15 protein-coding genes are annotated in these 16,212 nt (G+C 74.2%); 4 read left to right on the forward strand and 11 right to left on the reverse strand.

The features are described from left to right. Positions 1–6 precede the first annotated feature (6 nt). Entirely contained in the window at positions 7–1,530 is a 1,524-nt protein-coding gene (locus tag ABGB11_RS34955) for a DNA polymerase Y family protein (protein ID WP_347639762.1), read from the reverse strand. Continuing rightward, positions 1,527–2,318, reverse strand: coding sequence for a hypothetical protein (locus ABGB11_RS34960; RefSeq protein ID WP_347639763.1), 792 nt, complete (start codon positions 2,316–2,318; stop codon positions 1,527–1,529). Before ABGB11_RS34960 ends, ABGB11_RS34955 begins: the two co-directional genes overlap by 4 nt. A 146-nt stretch (positions 2,319–2,464) precedes the next feature. Between ABGB11_RS34960 and mtnA the strand changes: the two genes are divergently transcribed. Continuing rightward, positions 2,465–3,502 (forward strand): S-methyl-5-thioribose-1-phosphate isomerase, encoded by a 1,038-nt coding sequence (gene mtnA / locus ABGB11_RS34965; RefSeq protein ID WP_347639764.1) that lies wholly within the window; start codon positions 2,465–2,467, stop codon positions 3,500–3,502. On the opposite strand, the gene ABGB11_RS34970 is transcribed toward mtnA, so the two are convergent. From ABGB11_RS34970 to ABGB11_RS34980, 3 genes are read right to left on the reverse strand one after another with little or no spacing between them, the layout of a single operon-like run. Beyond that, positions 3,478–4,644, reverse strand: coding sequence for an aldose epimerase family protein (locus tag ABGB11_RS34970; protein ID WP_347639765.1), 1,167 nt, complete (start codon positions 4,642–4,644; stop codon positions 3,478–3,480). The two genes, mtnA and ABGB11_RS34970, sit on opposite strands and share 25 nt — an antisense overlap. Before the next feature lie 2 nt (positions 4,645–4,646). Beyond that, a complete protein-coding gene (locus tag ABGB11_RS34975; RefSeq protein ID WP_347639766.1) occupies positions 4,647–5,471 on the reverse strand; it encodes a transferrin receptor-like dimerization domain-containing protein in 825 nt (274 codons plus the stop codon). Beyond that, complete coding sequence (locus ABGB11_RS34980; protein WP_347639767.1) at positions 5,465–5,842, reverse strand: PA domain-containing protein; 378 nt, start codon at positions 5,840–5,842, stop codon at positions 5,465–5,467. The genes ABGB11_RS34975 and ABGB11_RS34980 overlap by 7 nt, the downstream gene beginning before the upstream one ends. A gap of 132 nt (positions 5,843–5,974) precedes the next feature. On the opposite strand from ABGB11_RS34980, the gene ABGB11_RS34985 reads away from it, so the two are divergent. After that, positions 5,975–8,206 (forward strand): ATP-dependent RecD-like DNA helicase, encoded by a 2,232-nt coding sequence (locus tag ABGB11_RS34985; RefSeq protein WP_347639768.1) that lies wholly within the window; start codon positions 5,975–5,977, stop codon positions 8,204–8,206. Here ABGB11_RS34985 and ABGB11_RS34990 read toward each other — a convergent pair. Genes ABGB11_RS34990 through ABGB11_RS35005 form a run of 4 tightly spaced genes read right to left on the reverse strand, consistent with a single transcriptional unit; the run spans position 8,197 to position 12,246 of the window. Continuing rightward, entirely contained in the window at positions 8,197–8,982 is a 786-nt protein-coding gene (locus tag ABGB11_RS34990) for an MBL fold metallo-hydrolase (RefSeq protein WP_347639769.1), read from the reverse strand. The genes ABGB11_RS34985 and ABGB11_RS34990 overlap by 10 nt on opposite strands. 9 nt (positions 8,983–8,991) lie before the next feature. Continuing rightward, positions 8,992–9,555 carry a TetR/AcrR family transcriptional regulator gene (locus tag ABGB11_RS34995; RefSeq protein ID WP_347639770.1) on the reverse strand — a complete coding sequence of 188 codons (564 nt, stop codon included), beginning with the start codon at positions 9,553–9,555 and terminating at the stop codon, positions 8,992–8,994. Positions 9,556–9,578: 23 nt separating this feature from the next. After that, a complete protein-coding gene (locus ABGB11_RS35000) occupies positions 9,579–10,658 on the reverse strand; it encodes a LacI family DNA-binding transcriptional regulator (protein ID WP_347639771.1) in 1,080 nt (359 codons plus the stop codon). A gap of 58 nt (positions 10,659–10,716) precedes the next feature. Continuing rightward, a complete protein-coding gene (locus tag ABGB11_RS35005; RefSeq protein WP_347639772.1) occupies positions 10,717–12,246 on the reverse strand; it encodes an ABC transporter substrate-binding protein in 1,530 nt (509 codons plus the stop codon). Between the two features lie 169 nt (positions 12,247–12,415). Between ABGB11_RS35005 and ABGB11_RS35010 the strand changes: the two genes are divergently transcribed. Then, entirely contained in the window at positions 12,416–13,855 is a 1,440-nt protein-coding gene (locus tag ABGB11_RS35010) for a hypothetical protein (protein WP_347639773.1), read from the forward strand. A gap of 71 nt (positions 13,856–13,926) precedes the next feature. Here the strand turns inward: ABGB11_RS35010 and ABGB11_RS35015 are convergent, their stop codons facing one another. Further along, positions 13,927–15,252 (reverse strand): aromatic acid exporter family protein, encoded by a 1,326-nt coding sequence (locus ABGB11_RS35015; protein ID WP_347639774.1) that lies wholly within the window; start codon positions 15,250–15,252, stop codon positions 13,927–13,929. A gap of 31 nt (positions 15,253–15,283) precedes the next feature. Next, positions 15,284–15,817 (reverse strand): CGNR zinc finger domain-containing protein, encoded by a 534-nt coding sequence (locus ABGB11_RS35020; RefSeq protein ID WP_347639775.1) that lies wholly within the window; start codon positions 15,815–15,817, stop codon positions 15,284–15,286. Between the two features lie 119 nt (positions 15,818–15,936). Here ABGB11_RS35020 and ABGB11_RS35025 point away from each other — a divergent pair, with 119 nt between their 5' ends. Beyond that, positions 15,937–16,089 carry a hypothetical protein gene (locus tag ABGB11_RS35025; protein WP_347639776.1) on the forward strand — a complete coding sequence of 51 codons (153 nt, stop codon included), beginning with the start codon at positions 15,937–15,939 and terminating at the stop codon, positions 16,087–16,089. The last annotated feature ends 123 nt before the right edge of the window (positions 16,090–16,212 follow it).

Genomic DNA, 16,212 nt, shown 5'->3' on the forward strand with positions numbered 1-16,212 from the left:
TGCCCGCTAGTCATAGACGGCCTCGACGTGCCAGCGCCCGCCCTCGACGGCGAGCAGGTAGGCGGCGCCGTCCTCGGTGGTGACCTGGAACCGCGCCCGGCGCCGCGCGGCGGCGGGGTCCCACCAGCGCTCGTCCGCGGGCCACGGGCCCGTCCAGCCGGTGACCGCGGCGGGCCGCCCCCGGACCGCGAGCACCGCGGGCGGCGCGGACACCTCGCACCGCGCCGACACCACGACCGCCGTCCCGGACGCGTCGACCAGTTCGGCGGGGGACGGCTCCGGCGGGACGACCGCCGGCGCCGGGCCGGACACCCGGCCGGGCCACGGGCCCTCCGGCGGCGCGGCGGGGGCCAGGTCGCCGACCGGCACCCGGACGACCCGCTCGCCCGGCCCGCGCCCGCCCACCAGCACCGGCCGCGTGATCCCGTGGTGGCCGAGGAGGGCCTGGACGCGGTCGGCGGCCCGCGCGATCCGGTCGGTGACGGCGGTGCGGCCCCACAGCCCCTCCTGCCGCCCCTCGTCGGGGACGAGCTGGTCGGGAGCCAGCTCGATCCAGGTCACGCCGCCCCAGACGGCGTCGGCGCCGCCGCCCGTCCCCGCCGGGTCGTGGGCGGAGAGCTGCCAGCGCACGCGCTCGGCGACGGCGAGCGCCGACAGGCCGTCGTGCCGCCACAGCCGCCGCAGGACGTGCCCGCCGGCGAACCCGACCGCGACCTCCAGCCGGACGCACGCCAGCCCGCCAGCCGCGAGCCCCTCGTGCAGCTCGCCCGCGAGCCGCTTCGCCGCGAACACCACCCGCTCCGCCTGCTCGGCGGGCGGGTCGAACCCGGCGCGCACCGACAGGTCCGCGGCGCCCTCGACCGGCGCGAGCGGGCGCGGTTCCTCGCCGCGCGCCAGCCGGTGCGCGAGCGCCCCGTCCGCGCCGAACCGCCCGGCGACGTGCCCGGACGGCAGCGCGGCGAAGTCGCCGAGCGTCCGGATGCCGAGGCGCCGGAGCAGGTCGGCCAGGTCGGGCCGGTCGAGGACGGCGGGCGGGTACGGCGCGAGGAACGCCGCCGCGCCGCCCTCCGGGACGACCACGCCGCCCTGCCCGGCACGGGCCGCCAGCTCGGCCGCGAACAGCCCGTCCGCGACGCCTGTCCCGCAGTCGAAGCCGGCTTCCACCACCGTGTCCTGCACCAGGACGCGCAGCGCCTCCTCGCCCCCGTAGAACCGGGCGGGCCCGCGCACCGCGATGGCGCACAGCCCCGGGCGCACCACCTCCACGCGCGGCGTCAGCTCGGCGACCGCCTCCACCACGGCCTCGAACAGCCGCCCCTCGGCGCCCGTGTCCCGGTCGCGCACCACCAGCTCCGGGCAGCGGCGCTGCGCGTCCCGGAGCCGCTGCCCGCGCCGCACGCCCTCGGCCCGCGCCGCGGCCGTGCAGGCCGCCACCTGGCCCTGCACCACCGCGGCGCCCGGGGTCGCCGCGTCGATCCCGACCGCGGTGACCGGCCAGTCCGGGCACCACACCACCAGCACCCGAGTCATGCGACCCCCTCCCCTGCGGGCGCGTGGGCGCGGGGGAGGACCGGGCGCGGTGCGTGCACCGGGGCCCCCGCCGCGACGGTGCCCGGGACGAGCTCCAGCGGCGGCCGCGCCGTCTCGTCCGTCCGGACGGTGCCGTCCGGCGCGGGGAGCCAGAGGCGGGCGCGGCGTCCGCGCCCGGGCGCGTCGCGGCCCTCGGCGACGACCTCGACGCGGCGGCCGGTCAGCCGCCCGTGGCCGCCGGCGAGCCCCTCCCAGGCCGCGTCCTCCAGCCGGAACCGCAGCCGGACGCCGGGCCAGTCGCCGGCGAACGGGCCGGTCAGCGTGAGGACGCTGCCGTGCTTGCGGGCCAGCGCCGACAGCCGGCGGACCGCGGCGGCGCCCGGGCGCTCCGGCGGGCACAGCAGGACCAGCTCGACGGCCTCGGCCAGCGCGGCCACGACGTCCGGCCAGCGGTCGCCGGGGTCGTCGACGAGCAGCAGCCGCTCGGGGGCGGCGCCCATGCCGGCCGCGGCGGCCACGCCGAAGCCGGGGAGGCCGACCACGCCGCACCAGCCGCCGGTGCCGTCCTCGCCGCCGTGCCGGGACACGCCCGCGACGAGGGCGAGGCCGAGGGACCCGGCGCCGGGGCCGCCGAGGCCGACGATGGAGCCGGGCCGCAGCCCGCCTCCGGGGACCACGGTCCGCAGGGCGGGCAGCACGGGCACCGCCGCCTCCGGACCCGGCTCGGCGCCTTCCAGGGCGATGCTTTCCAGGGCCGTCGCCAGGTCCCGCAGGGCCGCCTCCGGCACGGTGGTCCCTCCTCTCGCCCGCTCCTGACCAATTTCGAACAAGAGTTCGATCCGTGTCAAGTTGCCGCAGGTCACGGCGCGGAGTCGAGGGAGGTGGGAAGCCCGGTGGCGTCGGGCTTCACGGGATTTTGGGCATGATGGGCGGTATGGAGAACGACGCGCGGACCGTCGAGTGGACGGGCGAGGGGCTGCGGCTCCTGGACCAGACCGTGCTGCCCGGCCGGGTGGAGCATGTCGTCGTGGACGACGTCGCCGCGCTCGTGGACGCGATCCGGCGGCTGGTCGTGCGCGGTGCCCCCGCCCTCGGGGTGGCGGGCGCGTTCGGCGTCGCCATCGCCGTCCGGCAGGCCGCCAGGGAGGGCTGGGACGACGCCGGGCGCGACGCCGCGATCGCCCGGGTCCGGCAGGCGCGCCCGACGGCGGTGAACCTCGCGGCCGGTGTCGACCGCGTCCGCCCGTACGTCGCGAAGGGCGCCGACGCGGTGGCGGCCGAGGCGCAGGCGCTCCTGGACGAGGACGTGCGCGGCAACCGCGCCATCGGGGCGTTCGGCGCCGACTGGATCCTCGCGCGGGCGGGCGACCGGCCCCTGCGGATCCTCACGCACTGCAACGCCGGCGCCCTCGCCACGGCCGGGTGGGGAACGGCGCTCGGCGTCGTCCGCGAGCTGCACGCCCGGGGACGCGTCGAGATGGTCTACGCCGACGAGACACGGCCCCTCCTGCAGGGCGCGCGGCTCACCGCGTGGGAGCTCGACCGGGCGGGCATCCCGTGCGCCGTCCAGGCGGACGGCGCCGCGCCGAGCACGATCCTGCGCGGCCTCGCGGACGTGGCGGTCATCGGCGCCGACCGGATCGCCGCCAACGGCGACACCGCCAACAAGATCGGCTCGGTGGGCGTGGCGCTGGCGTGCCACGCCGCCGGGATCCCGATGGTCGTCGCCGCGCCCTGGAGCACCGTCGACCTCGCGGTCCCGGACGGCGCCGGCATCCCGATCGAGGAGCGTCCCGCCGCGGAGATCCTGTCCTGGGGCGGCGCGAGGACCGCCCCGGACGGCGTGGGCGCGCACAACCCGGCCTTCGACGTCACGCCCGCCCGCCTCGTGACCGCGCTGGTCACCGAGACGGGCGTGCTGGAGGTGTCGGCCGGCGTGACGCCCGCTCAGCGGGCGGCGGAGAACCCGTAGACGGTGGTGGAGTCGAACGTCTCGCCCGGCCGCAGGACGGTGGACGGGAAGTCCGGCTGGTTCGGGGAGTCGGGGAAGTGCTGGGTCTCCAGCGCGAACCCGTCGCCCTGCCGGTAGATGCGGCCGCTCGTCCCGGCGAAGGTCCCGTCGAGGAAGTTGCCGGAGTAGAACTGCATGCCCGGCTCGGTCGTGCTGATCTTCAGGACGCGCCCGGAGCGCGGCTCGATGACCCGCGCGGCCTCGGTGAGCGCGCCGGCCCGCCGCTGGTCGAGCACGAAGTTGTGGTCGTACCCCTGCCCGATGAGCAGCTGCGGGTCGTTGACGCGGATGCGCTCGCCGATCGCGTGCGGCCGGGTGAAGTCGAACGGGGTGCCCTTCACCGGGGCGAGCTCGCCGGTCGGGATCAGCGTCTGGTCGACCGGCGTGAAGCGGGACGCGTTGAGCGTCAGCCGGTGGTCGTAGATGGTGCCCGTGCCCTCCCCGGCGAGGTTGAAGTACGAGTGGTTGGTCAGGTTGACGATGGTGGCCTTGTCGGTGGTCGCGTGGTAGTTGACCCGCAACTGGTCGTCGGTCGTCAGCGTGTAGGTGACGGTGGTCTTGAGCGTGCCGGGGTAGTTCTCCTCGCCGTCCGCGCTGGTGTACTCCAGGCGGAGGCCGACGCTGTCGCGGTCCTTGATCGGTTGCGCGTCCCAGACCTTGGTGTGGAAGCCCTCGGGGCCGCCGTGCAGGCTGTTCTCGCCGTTGTTGAGGGCGAGCTGGTAGGTGGTGCCGTCCAGCGTGAAGCGGCCCTTGGCGATGCGGTTGGCGTACCGCCCGATGATGGCGCCGAAGTAGGGACCGCCGTTCAGGTCGACGTAGTCCTTCAGCGTCGGGAAGCCGAGGACGACGTTGGCGCGCCGCCCGTGCCGGTCCGGTGTCTCGAGGGTCTGGACGATGCCGCCGTAGGTGATGATGCGCACCCGGACGCCTCGCCCGCTGGTGAGGGTGTAGCGGTCGACCTTCGTGCCGTCCTCCAGGGCGCCGAACGGCTCCTTGGAGATGCCCGGCCGCTGGTGAGAGGGCGAGGCGCCCGCCGGGACGGCGGAGACCGCCAGGGCGGAGCCGACCACGGCCGACGCCGTGATCGCCAGGATTCTCTTCATGGTTACTCCTCCGGTGCGAGGGTGCGGGTCGCGGCGCGGAGGCTCCCGAACAGGCGGGCCTCGTACGCCTTGGCGGAACGGACGTTGCGGTCGACGAAGAGTGCGTCGTTCAGTGCGGGAAGCCGCTGGGTGGCGTATCCGGTGTCGATGCCGGGCGCGTAGACCTGGGGCCGGTACCAGGGACGGCCCGGCAGCCCCGCCCCGGTCAGCAGGTCCCGCTCGGTCTGCATGATCTTGTCGTTGAGGCGGCGGAACGCGGCCGTGTCGCCCTTCCGGAGCGCGGCGTCCGCACGCGCCTGCAGGGCCTCGGCCGCGCGCTGCCAGGCCTTGGCCTGCTCGATGTCGCGCGAGACGTCAACGACGACGGACGTCCACGCGTCATGGTGCGCCCCGAGGATGACCTCCTGCTCGGGATGCTCGCTGCCGGGGATGCGCACGGTGACGTCCCACAGCGGGCGGACCTGGAACGTGTTCTTCAGGTCCAGGTGCACCTTCGTCCCGCCGGGGCCGAACCGGTACGCGAACGGCAGGCCGCCCTGCCACTCCTCCGGCACCTGGTCGCCGTTCAGCGCGCGCAGGAGCGGTTCGGCCGCGCCGTAGGAGATCGGCGTCGTCGGGACGAGCCCCTTGAGCATCGGGGCCTGCGACGGCGGGATCCGGCGCGCGCCCTTCACCGACGGCCGGCCGGGCGTCTGCGGGTCCCCGGCCTTGAGCTGGATCTGCGCGACGCTCCCGCGCTGGATGCCGTCCGCGGCGCGCCACGGCCCGTCCGGGTACACCGGCCCCCGGGCGAACCCGTCGTCGGCCGGGTCGGAGTAGATCAGCACGCCCTTGGCCCCCGCTTGGCGGCCTCGCGCGGCTTGATCCCGCGGAACACCGCCCCGTACCGGACGAGGACGATCTTGCCCTTCACGGAGACGCCCTTCTCGGCGAGCAGCGCGAAGTCCTCGGGGCGGCCGTAGTTGGCGTAGACGACCTCGCCGCGGACGTTCCCCGACGGCGACATGCCGTTGTGCCCGGGGATCACGTCGTCGTAGTGCTTCTGCCAGGGACGCTTCTTCTCCTTGACCGGCAGGGACCGCCGCTGCGGCGCCGTCATCTCCACTTTCACGTGCCGCGGCAGCGCGGTGAGCGTGAGGGCGAGGGACACGGCAGGGGCGCCGAGCGCCGCCAGCGCCTGGGCTCGGGAGCGGAACACCAGCGATACCTCCGGTACGCATTGCGGGTGCACGTACGGGTGCGCCCGGACCGTACGCCGCGATCACCGGAAGATCCAGAACGTTCGCCGGATCCGGCCAGCCCGCCCGGTGGATCGGCCATCATGGTTGACGTGCCGACCCCCGCGACCCCCACCGCCACGCCGCGTCCGGCGGAGCTCGAGGCGGTCCTTGAGCGGATCACCTACGCCAACGAGGAGACCGGCTACACCGTCGCCCGCGTGGCGACCGCCAAGAGCGGGAGCGACCTGCTCACGGTCGTCGGCGCGCTGCTCGGCGCCCAGGTGGGGGAGAGCCTGCGCCTGGTCGGGCGGTGGCGCTCGCATCCGAAGTACGGCAAGCAGTTCGAGGTGGACTCCTACACGACCGTCCTGCCGGCGACGATCCAGGGCATCCGCCGCTACCTCGGCTCCGGGATGATCAAGGGGATCGGCCCGGTGATGGCCGACCGGATGGTCGGGCACTTCGGCACCGACATCCTGCGGATCATCGAGGAGGAGCCGGAGCGCCTCGTCGAGGTCCCCGGCCTCGGCCCGAAGCGCACCCGGCGGATCGCGGACGCGTGGGAGGAGCAGAAGGCCATCAAGGAGGTCATGGTCTTCCTCCAGGGCGTCGGCGTCTCCACCTCCCTCGCCGTCCGCATCTACAAGAAGTACGGGGACGAGTCGATCGACACCGTCCGCAGGCGGCCGTACCAGCTCGCGTCGGACGTGTGGGGCATCGGGTTCAAGACCGCCGACACGATCGCGCAGGCGGTCGGCATCCCGCACGACAGCCCGGAGCGGATCAAGGCGGGCCTGCAGTACACGCTGTCCGAGGCGGCCGACGACGGGCACTGCTTCCTGCCCGAGCCGAACCTGGTCACGGCGGCCGAGAAGATCCTCGGCGTGCCGCGCGAGCTGATCGTCCCGGCGCTGGACGAGCTGGCCCGCGACGAGGGCGTCGTCCGCGAGCCGATCCCCGGCGGCGGGGAGGACGCCGCGACGATCCCGGCGGTCTACCTGGTGCCGTTCCACCGGGCCGAGCGGTCCCTCGCCCGCGGGCTGCTGGACCTGCTGGACGCGCCGACCGACCGGCTGAAGGCGTTCGCGGACGTCGACTGGGACAGGGCGCTCCCGTGGCTGAGGCAGCGCACCGGCCAGGCCCTCGCGCCCGAGCAGGAGGAGGCCGTCAAGCTCGCGCTGACCTCCAAGGTCGCGGTGCTGACCGGCGGGCCGGGCTGCGGCAAGAGCTTCACCGTCCGGTCGGTGGTGGAGCTCGCCGCGGCGAAGAAGGCCAAGATCGTCCTGGTGGCGCCGACCGGCCGCGCCGCCAAGCGGCTCGCCGAGCTGACCGGGCACGAGGCGGCGACCGTCCACCGGCTCCTCCAGCTCCAGCCCGGGGGCGACCCGAAGTTCGACCAGGACAGCCCGCTGGACGCCGACCTGGTCGTCGTGGACGAGAGTTCCATGGTCGACCTGATCCTCGCCAACAAGCTGGTGAAGGCGATCCCGCGCGGCGCGCACCTGCTGCTCGTCGGGGACGTCGACCAGCTCCCGTCCGTCGGCGCGGGCGAGGTGCTGGCCGACCTGCTCGGCGCCGAGGCGATCCCGCGGGTGCGGCTCACGAAGATCTTCCGGCAGGCGCAGCGGTCCGGGATCGTCGTCAACGCGCACCGCGTCAACTCCGGCGACCACCCGCACACCCGCGGCTACGACGACTTCTTCCTGTTCCCGTGCGAGGAGCAGGACGAGGCCGCCGAGATGACCGTGGACGTCGTCGCCAACCGCATCCCGCGCAAGTTCGGTCTCGACCCGCGCCGCGACGTCCAGGTCCTCACGCCCATGCACCGGGGCGCGGCCGGGGCGGGGACGCTGAACACGATGCTCCAGGAGGCGCTGACCCCGCACGACGACGCCCGCCCCGAACGCCGCTACGGCGGGCGCGTGTTCCGCGTCGGCGACAAGGTCACCCAGCTCCGCAACAACTACGACAAGGGCGAGGCGGGCGTCTTCAACGGCACTGTCGGCGTGGTCACGTCCGTCTCCCTCGAAGAGCAGTCGCTCACCGTCCTGACCGACGAGGACGAGAGCATCGACTACGCCTTCGACGAGCTGGACGAACTCGCCCACGCCTACGCGATCACGATCCACCGGTCGCAGGGCAGCGAGTACCCGGCGGTCGTCGTCCCGCTGACGACCGGGGCGTGGATGATGCTGCGCCGCAACCTGCTCTACACGGGCATCACCCGAGCGAAGAAGCTCGTCGTCCTCGTCGGGTCGCGCCGCGCGCTGGCCGCCGCCGTCCGCACCGCCGGGGCCGGCCGCCGCCACACCGCACTGGCGCACCGCCTCTCTCAGCGGTAGCGCATCAGCTCCCAGGGGTCGTGGGCGCAGAACACCTCGACCTCGCCGCCGCGCGCCAGCTCCCGCAGCCGGGCCACGTTCGCGAGCCGCAGCTCCCGGTCGACCTCGCCGCCGGCCTGCACGAGCTCCATCAGCGGGTGCGTGACCGGCTCGGGGCGGTCCACCTCCCCGTGGTACATGTACGCGTCGCCCGCGTGCAGCAGCCACCGGTCGCCGTCCCGGACCGCGACCCCGGCGTGGCCCGGAGTGTGCCCGCCGAGCGGGATCAGCAGGATGTCCTCCGGCACGCCCTCCAGGGCCCGCACGCCGTCGAACCCGTGCCAGGTCTCGCCCTCGCCGTCCTCGTAGACGACCCACTTCGGGCCGTGGGCGAGCTGTGCCGGGGTCTTGCCGCCGTCCGCCCGCTCCGCCTCGAACAGGTGCACGGCCGCGTCCGGGAAGTCGCTCAGCCCGCCCGCGTGGTCGCGGTGCAGGTGCGTCGGGACGATGTGCCGCACGTCGGAGGCCGGGAACCCGAGGCCCTCGACCTGCCGGACGGCCGTCGCGGCGGGGTCGAGCGTCGGCCCCGCCATCTCCACCCAGTCGTCCAGTAGCCGCTCGGACGGGCGCTCGATGTCGCCGAGGCCGATGCCGGCGTCCACGAGCACCAGCCCGGCCGCGTCGGTCTCGACCAGCAGCACATGGCCGGCGGCCCGTGCCGGCCGGAGCGGGCTCTGCGGCCCGTCCGCCGGTTCGATCTCCCGCATGGGGGCGCAGTCGAGGTGGTGAACGCGCATGTGGGCTCCTCAGATCAGGTCGGCGAGTTGGGTGGTCACGCGGTGGATGACCGACGCGTCCCGCTGGACGCGGGCGAGCATGACGGCGCCCTGCAGGGACGACAGGACGAGCGCGGCCAGCGGTTCGGCGCGCTCGTCCTGCACGCCCCATCCCCGCAGGGCCGCCGCGATGCCCCGCTGCCACCCGGCGTAGACGTCGTCGCAGGCCGCCCGGATGGTCTCGCTCTCGGCGGCCGTCTCCAGCGCCACGGTCGCGACCGGGCAGCCCTTGCTGTAACCGGACTCGCGCAGGCTCCGCGCGAAGTGCTCGCCCATCGCCGCCAGCCCGGCCCGCGCGTCGGGTGCGGCGAGGACGGCCTCGGTGAGCGCCTCGCCCACGGCGCGGCCGGACAGCGCCACCGACTCGGACGCCAACTGCTCCTTCCCGTCCGGGAAGTGGAAGTACAGCGAGCCCTTCGGCGCCCCGCTCTCCGCGAGCACCTGGTTGAGCCCGGTGCCGTGGTAGCCCTGCCGCTGGAAGAGGTCCGCGGCCGTCCGCAGCACGCGCTCTCGTGTCTCGCCCCGGGGTGTCATGGGACGAGACTAGACCGACTGGTCTATAGATTCAACTCCGGAGCCGCGTCCCGCTCCCCCCGGGGGCCGTCCTCGTCCTTCCCGTCCTCCGGGGGCGGCGGCGCGGTGCTCTTGCGGACGACCAGGCTGGTCGACAGCTCCATCCGGGTGGCGACGGGCTCGCCCGCCCGGATGCTCAGGAGCATCTGGGCGGCGGACTCGGCCATCTGCCGCAGCGGCTGCAGGACGGTGGTGAGGGCGGGGCTCGCCCAGGGGGCGACCGCGACGTCGTCGTAGCCGACGACCGACAGGTCGTCCGGGACCCGCAGGCCGTGGACCCGCGCGGCCTCCAGCACGCCGAGCGCCTGCAGGTCGCTCCCCGCGAAGATCGCCGTGGGCCGGTCGGGCCGGCCGAGCAGCTCCATCGCCCGCTCGAAGCCGCCCTGGACGTGGAAGTCCCCGTAGGTCACGAAGGTCGGCTCGACGTCCAGCCCGGCCATGCTCATCGCGGACCGGAACCCGTCCAGGCGCGCGACGGAGCACAGCATGTCCGCCGGGCCGGTGATGATCGCGATCCGCCGGTGGCCCTGGTCGATGAGGTGCCGGGTCGCCGCCAGCCCGCCGGACCAGTTGGCCGAGCCCACCGACGGGACGTCCGGGTCCGGGTCGCCGGCCGGGTCGATGATGACGAACGGGATCGAGCGGGACCGCAGCCGCTTCTTGTGCGCCGGCGGCAGGCTGGAGAACAGCAGGATGACGCCGAGCGGCCGGCGCCGCAGCACCCCGCCGATCCATTCGGGCCCGGGGGAGTGCCGGGTGCCGCTCTCGGTCAGGACCAGGCTGGCGCCGTTGGCCGTCGCGACGCTCTCCACGCCGCGGATCAGCTCCATCGTCCAGAGGCTCTCGATCTCGTGCAGGACGATCTCGATGAGCGGCGCCTCGGTGGCGGCCCGGGACCCGCGCCGGTAGCCGTGGTGCTCCAGCAGCTGCTCCACGCGCAGCCGGGTCTTGCTCGCCACGTCCTCGCGTCCGTTGAGAACTTTCGAAACCGTCGAAATGGAGACGCCGGCCTGATCCGCCACTTGGGCCAGGGTCACCCGGCCTGTCTCGTCGTCCTGCTGCATGCCCGCAGCATAAGGATTTCGGAGTCTCGTTCGAAAGTTGGCGGAAGCGAGGCGCGCGTCACTCCGGAATGGTGAGGCGCTCCAGGCGCAGCCCGGTGAAGGCGCTCGCGGTGACCCCGCGGATGCGCTCCGACCACACCAGGTGGTCATGGGCGGACCACAGCGGCATCGCGGGCATGTCGCGCAGCATGGCGGTCTCGGCGAGCCGGGCCGGGATCACGCTGTCACCCGCGGTGACCGCCCGTTGGGCGTCGTCGACCAGGCCGGTCGTGTAGTCGTCGTCGAAGCCGGTTCCCGCCTCCAGGAGCGGCGCGAGCGCGGCGACCGGGGCCGGGTAGGCGGCCGTGGTGTGCACGACGAACGGGCCGTCGACCTCATGGTCGTCCACGGCCTTGCGAAGGTCGGCCACGGCGCGCGGGCGGGCGTCGAGCTTCAGTTCCTTGCGGAGCTGACCGGCGACGGCCCGCACCCACGCGTCGTCGCCGCGGCCCGCCTCGTACCAGAGGTTCAGCGGGCCCGTGAGCCCGCCCGCGTCGGCGAGCGCGGCGACCGCGGCCTTGGAGTCGTGCACGCAGAGGCGGCACTGCCCCTCGCGGTGGCCGGGCCGGATGCCCGGCGCGACGAGCGAGTCGGCGGGGGAGTACTGGTGGCCGAGCGGCCCCTCGGTCACGGCGGACCGGTCGATCGCCATCGACAGGGCCTGCCGGACGGTGGGGGACGCGAGGCGCTCCTCCCCGCCGGGAAAGGCCAGGTAGGTCACGTCCCGCCCGGGGACGGCACGGTGCCGGTCGCCGAAGTCGGCCTCCATCGACTCGTGCCGGTTCGGCGGCACCAGCGTGGCGACGTCCAGGTCGCCGCCGCCGGCGGCCTCGTACTGGCGCTTCGCGTCCGGCATCGCCTTGACCACGACGGCCCGGCCGCGGCCCGACCGCCGCTTCAGGACGATCTCCCGCGTGCTCCGCGACGCCACCCGGAAGGGGCCGTTGCCCACGGGGGCGCGGCCGTAGGACGTCCAGTCCCGCGACTTCAGGACGCTCTCGGGCAGCGGGAAGAACGCCGGGTCGCCGAGCATGGAGGGGAACCTGCCCAGCGGACGGTCGAGGGTCACCGTGAAGGTCAGGTCGTCCTCGACCTTCAAACCGGACACCTTGTCCTCGCCCTTCCGGGCGCCCTTGACGCGGGCGACGTCGGTGAACAGGCGCGACCCGGCCCAGCCCTCGCGCAGCACGGCCGTCCACGCGCCGGTGAACGAGCGGGCGGTGACGGGCGTCCCGTCCTGGAAGGTCTCGCCCTCGCGCACCCGGACCGTCCAGACCCGCCGGTCCTCGCTGGTGACCGTCTCGGCCGCGGCGTTCACGGACGCGCCCGTGTCGTGGTCGTAGGAGACGAGGCCCCTCCACACCGCGTTCGCGATCATCCGGCCCGCCGTGTCGCTGACGTCGCCCGGCAGCAGCGTGGCCGGAGCGGGCGCGCCGACCGAGATCCGCGGGTCGTCCGGCTCGCTCCAGGCGGTGAAGGCCGCGACCGGGGCCAGCAGCACCGCCACGGCCCCGATGATCAGGGCGGCGGTGCGGGTGGAGCTCTTCAACGGCCTCTCCCGGGAGCCGGAGCGGACGCGGACGGGACGATCGGGACCAGGATGTCAGGTCCGACCACTCCTGATGGTCCTGAGTCCATTTCGTGACCCGGGAATTGTTGATCACGTCCGGTGTCCCGGTCACACTGGCGCTTGCGAAGATCCGTTCCGTGGAGGCGCGATGCTCCCTCGCACATCCCTTCCCGCCGGGCGCGCGCTGCGGGGCGGCGCCGCCGTCGCGGCCGCCGTGGCGCTCATGGCGGGCTCCGCCTGGGCGTGCCCGCCCGAGCCGGAGAACCAGCAGACCACCAAGGCCGCCGCCGAGGGCGAGGGTACGGGCGGGGGCCACGCCGGGCACTACCACCGGGCCGACCCCGCCGCCGTGAAGAAGTCCGAGGCGACCAAGGGCGTGCGGCGCGTCGGCGGGGTGTCGGACGCCAAGGGCGCCATCTCGCTGATGTTCATGGACTACGGCCACGGCCGCCACAAGCGGACGATCATGTACGCGACCGGCGAGTTCGGGCTGAAGGCCTACGACATCACCGCCGACCCCAAGGTCCCCAAGCTGGTCGGGCAGCTGAACATGCCCGGCATGTGGGAGACCGAGGACACCGACTTCGACCCCAAGCGCAAGATCATTTACCTCTCCCGGGACCCGCGTGCCTTCGGCGGCAACACCCAGACCGGCGAGTCGGGCATCTACGTCGTGGACGCCTCCAAGCCGGAGAGCCTCCGGCAGATCACCTACGTGAAGGTCCCCGCCGGGCACACCACGACCTGCGTCAACGACTGCAAGTACCTGTGGACGGGCGGCCCCGCGAAGGCCGACTGGATGCCCGAGGACTGGGGCGGCAGGCCGGTCTGGGTCACCGACGTCCGCAACCCGGCGAAGCCGAAGGTGCACAGGAAGCCGATCGACACGGGCCGCAACGACGGCAAGACCGACTACACGCACGACATCCAGGTCGACTCCGACGGCGTCGCCTGGGCGTCCGGGCGCGGCGGCGTGCGCGGCTACCACACCACCGGCCGCCACTACGACCCGGTCGAGAAGAAGTGGCGCAGGGCCACCGCGGTCGACCCCGTCCCGTACGCGGGCGGCGGCCTCGACGAGGCCACCACCAACTCCGCGTTCATGCACAACAGCTACCGTGCGGTCGGCCGGACGAAGAACCAGGCCGCCGACCCGCGCAGGTGGGGCAACGGCAAGCTGCTGTACGTCACCGAGGAGACGTTCAACGACGGCTGCGCGAACGACGGCCTGCTCGTCATCGCGTCGCTGGAGGGCTCCTACGGCGGGCAGGGCTGGCGGTCCACGCCGGAGAAGCCGTTCCGCCTGCACACCGTCGGGACGTGGGGCGTCGCAGGCAAGGAGGGCAGTGACCCCGAGAGCACCGACTGCTCCGCGCACTACTTCGACGTCCGCGACGGCATCGTCGTCCAGTCGTTCTACTCGCAGGGCACCCGCTTCCTGGACGTCCGGGACCCGACGAACCCGAGGCAGGTCGCCTACTACCGGCCGGCCGACGCCGCGTCCTGGCAGCCGTACTGGCACGGCAAGTACGTCTATGTCGCCGACAACACGCGTGGCGTCGACGTCCTGGAGCCGACCTTCCGCTGACTCCCTCCGCACGCTGACCCCATCCGAACGCGGGCCCGCCCCCTCCCCCCAGGGGCGGGTCCGCGTCCTCGTCAGGGACGGTGGTACCGCTCCCCGGACTCGCGGGCGTTGCGCTCCGCCGCGGAGGCGGCCGACCCGGCCGCCTTGCGCAGCGTGTGCCCGGCCTGCTGGACGGCCCGGACCGGCCGCGGCGGCAGGTGCCGCGCGGCGCCGCGGTGCCGCCGCCAGTGCTCGCGGGCGCGGGCCCGGTGCTCAACGCGCAGGTTCTCGATGAGCCGGTCGATGTCCATCGACACCTCCCCGTACAGCGGCCACAGGTCGCCGGCCGCGGCGCGCTCGTGCAGCCTGCGGGTGAGCCGGGCGCGGCGCTCGCGGGCCACGTCCACCCGCGTCTCCAGCTCGTGCTCGGCGAGGAACGGCCGGGCGTCGCGGGCCAGGTCCGCGCGGGCCAGCCGCCCGTAGGCCGAGATGCTCGCGGCGATCCCGGCCAGTGCGTCGCCCAGCTCGCGGCGCAGCTCGGGGTCGGTCAGCAGCCGGCCCCGGTCGCCGAGGCGCTCGTCGTCGGCGAGGGACCGGGTGAGCCCGCGCAGCGACAGGGTGAAGTGCTCCATCGTCTCCATGGCGTTGCGCAGCGCCACGCCGGCGTCGATGAGCCGCCGCGCCCGGGTCCGGGGGTTGAGCCGGACGCTCTCCTCGGCGGCCGCGAGGTCCCGGTCGGTCCGGCCGATCTCCCGCGCCAGCCGCTCGGCATCCTCCTGCCAGCGGGCCGCCTCGCCCGGGGTGCGCTCGCCGCGCAGCCCGTCCGCGATCCCGGTGAGCAGCTCCCGCAGCTTCTCCGCCACGTCCTGGACGGCCTCCTCGGCCGGCCGGACGCGGACCGTCGGCACCAGCAGCGTGGCCGCGAGCCCGGTGGCGGCGCCGATCAGCGTCTCCAGCACGCGGTCCTCCGCTCCCGCCTCGCTCGCCGAGCCGAGCGCGAAGATCAGCATCGCGGAGATGGGCGCCTCCAGCACGTGCTCGCCCAGCCGCAGCACGTGCCCGATGGTCAGCGCGCTGAGGATCGCCAGTCCGAGCGTCCACCAGGAGAACCCGATGGTGCTCGCGGCCAGGACCGCGACCAGGACCCCCGAGGTGACCGCGGCGACGCGCAGGATGCTCGCCCGGATCGTCTGGTAGACGGAGGACTGGACGACGAGCAGCGCGGTCAGCGGCGCCAGCAGCGGCTCCGGCCCGCCGGCCGGCAGGAGCACGAGCGCCAGCACGAACGACAGCACGGCCGTGATCGTCAGGCGGGCGATCCTGAACACCGTGGACTGCACCTCGGTCGCCACGCGCAGTGGCGAGCGGCCCGCGCGGTCGTCACGGCCGGATCGGCGGCGGAAGAACGCGAGCGACATGCGGGGTGTCATTCCCCCATATCGGGGCAGGTCACTCGCGGCGGCGGGCCCGGAACGCGGCGACGTTCGTCCGGTTCGCGCAGGTCTCCGAGCAGAACCGGCGCCGCCCCGCGCGGGAGGTGTCGGCGTACACGCGGTCGCAGCCCTCCGCGGCGCACACGCCCGTCCTGCCGAGGCCGTGCTCCACGATCAGCTCGGCGAGCTTCATCAGCGTGGTCGCGCGGAACCGCTCCACCAGCCGGGAGGAGGGCGGCGCGTAGTGCATGTGCAGCCCGTGCGGCTCGTGGTCGGCGAGGTGCGGGTGCATGGGGATCTCCAGCATGAGCCCGTTCAGCAGGGCCATCGCCTCCTCCAGGCCGGGCGCCTCGAAGAAGCCCCGCAGCGTCCGCCCCCACTCCCGCAGCTCGTCGGCGTCCGCGTCCTCGAACTCGTGCCAGAAGAACTCGTTGTCCCGCAGCACGCGGCGCAGCGCGGCGGGGGAGTCGTCCCCGCCGACGCTCGTCACGGCGTTGACCAGCGCGGCGGCCGCGGCCACCCCGTGACTCTTGTAACCAGTGATGCGCATTACCCCGCCCTCCGGTCCCGCCACCGTGCGGTAAATGATATCTTAGTTATAACCCTTACAGACGTCGTCCCTGGGGATGCGCGGTGGAATGCCCACGCTGTGGCTGGCCTGAGTCCGATGTGTACGAGGTGCTGTCGCGGCACCTGACCTCCGAGGGCGTGGTGACCTACACCCGCTGTGCCTGCGGGCGCCTGCAGATGCGTGTGCAGCGCTTCGAGCCGGGACCGGTCGTGTCCGCCGGCGACGGCGCGTCCGGGACGACGCTCGGCTAGGAGTCTGCTGAACAATCCTGTGGATTCTCCCAGCCGGGCGGTGCCCGGCTGGGAGAATTTTGGTGTGCAGGGTGAGAGCCGGATCGATCGTGAGTTGTTGGACGCGGCGGCGTTGGTGGGGCA

Source organism: Actinomadura sp. B10D3 (assembly GCF_039871695.1).
Lineage (GTDB): Bacteria > Actinomycetota > Actinomycetes > Streptosporangiales > Streptosporangiaceae > Spirillospora > Spirillospora madurae.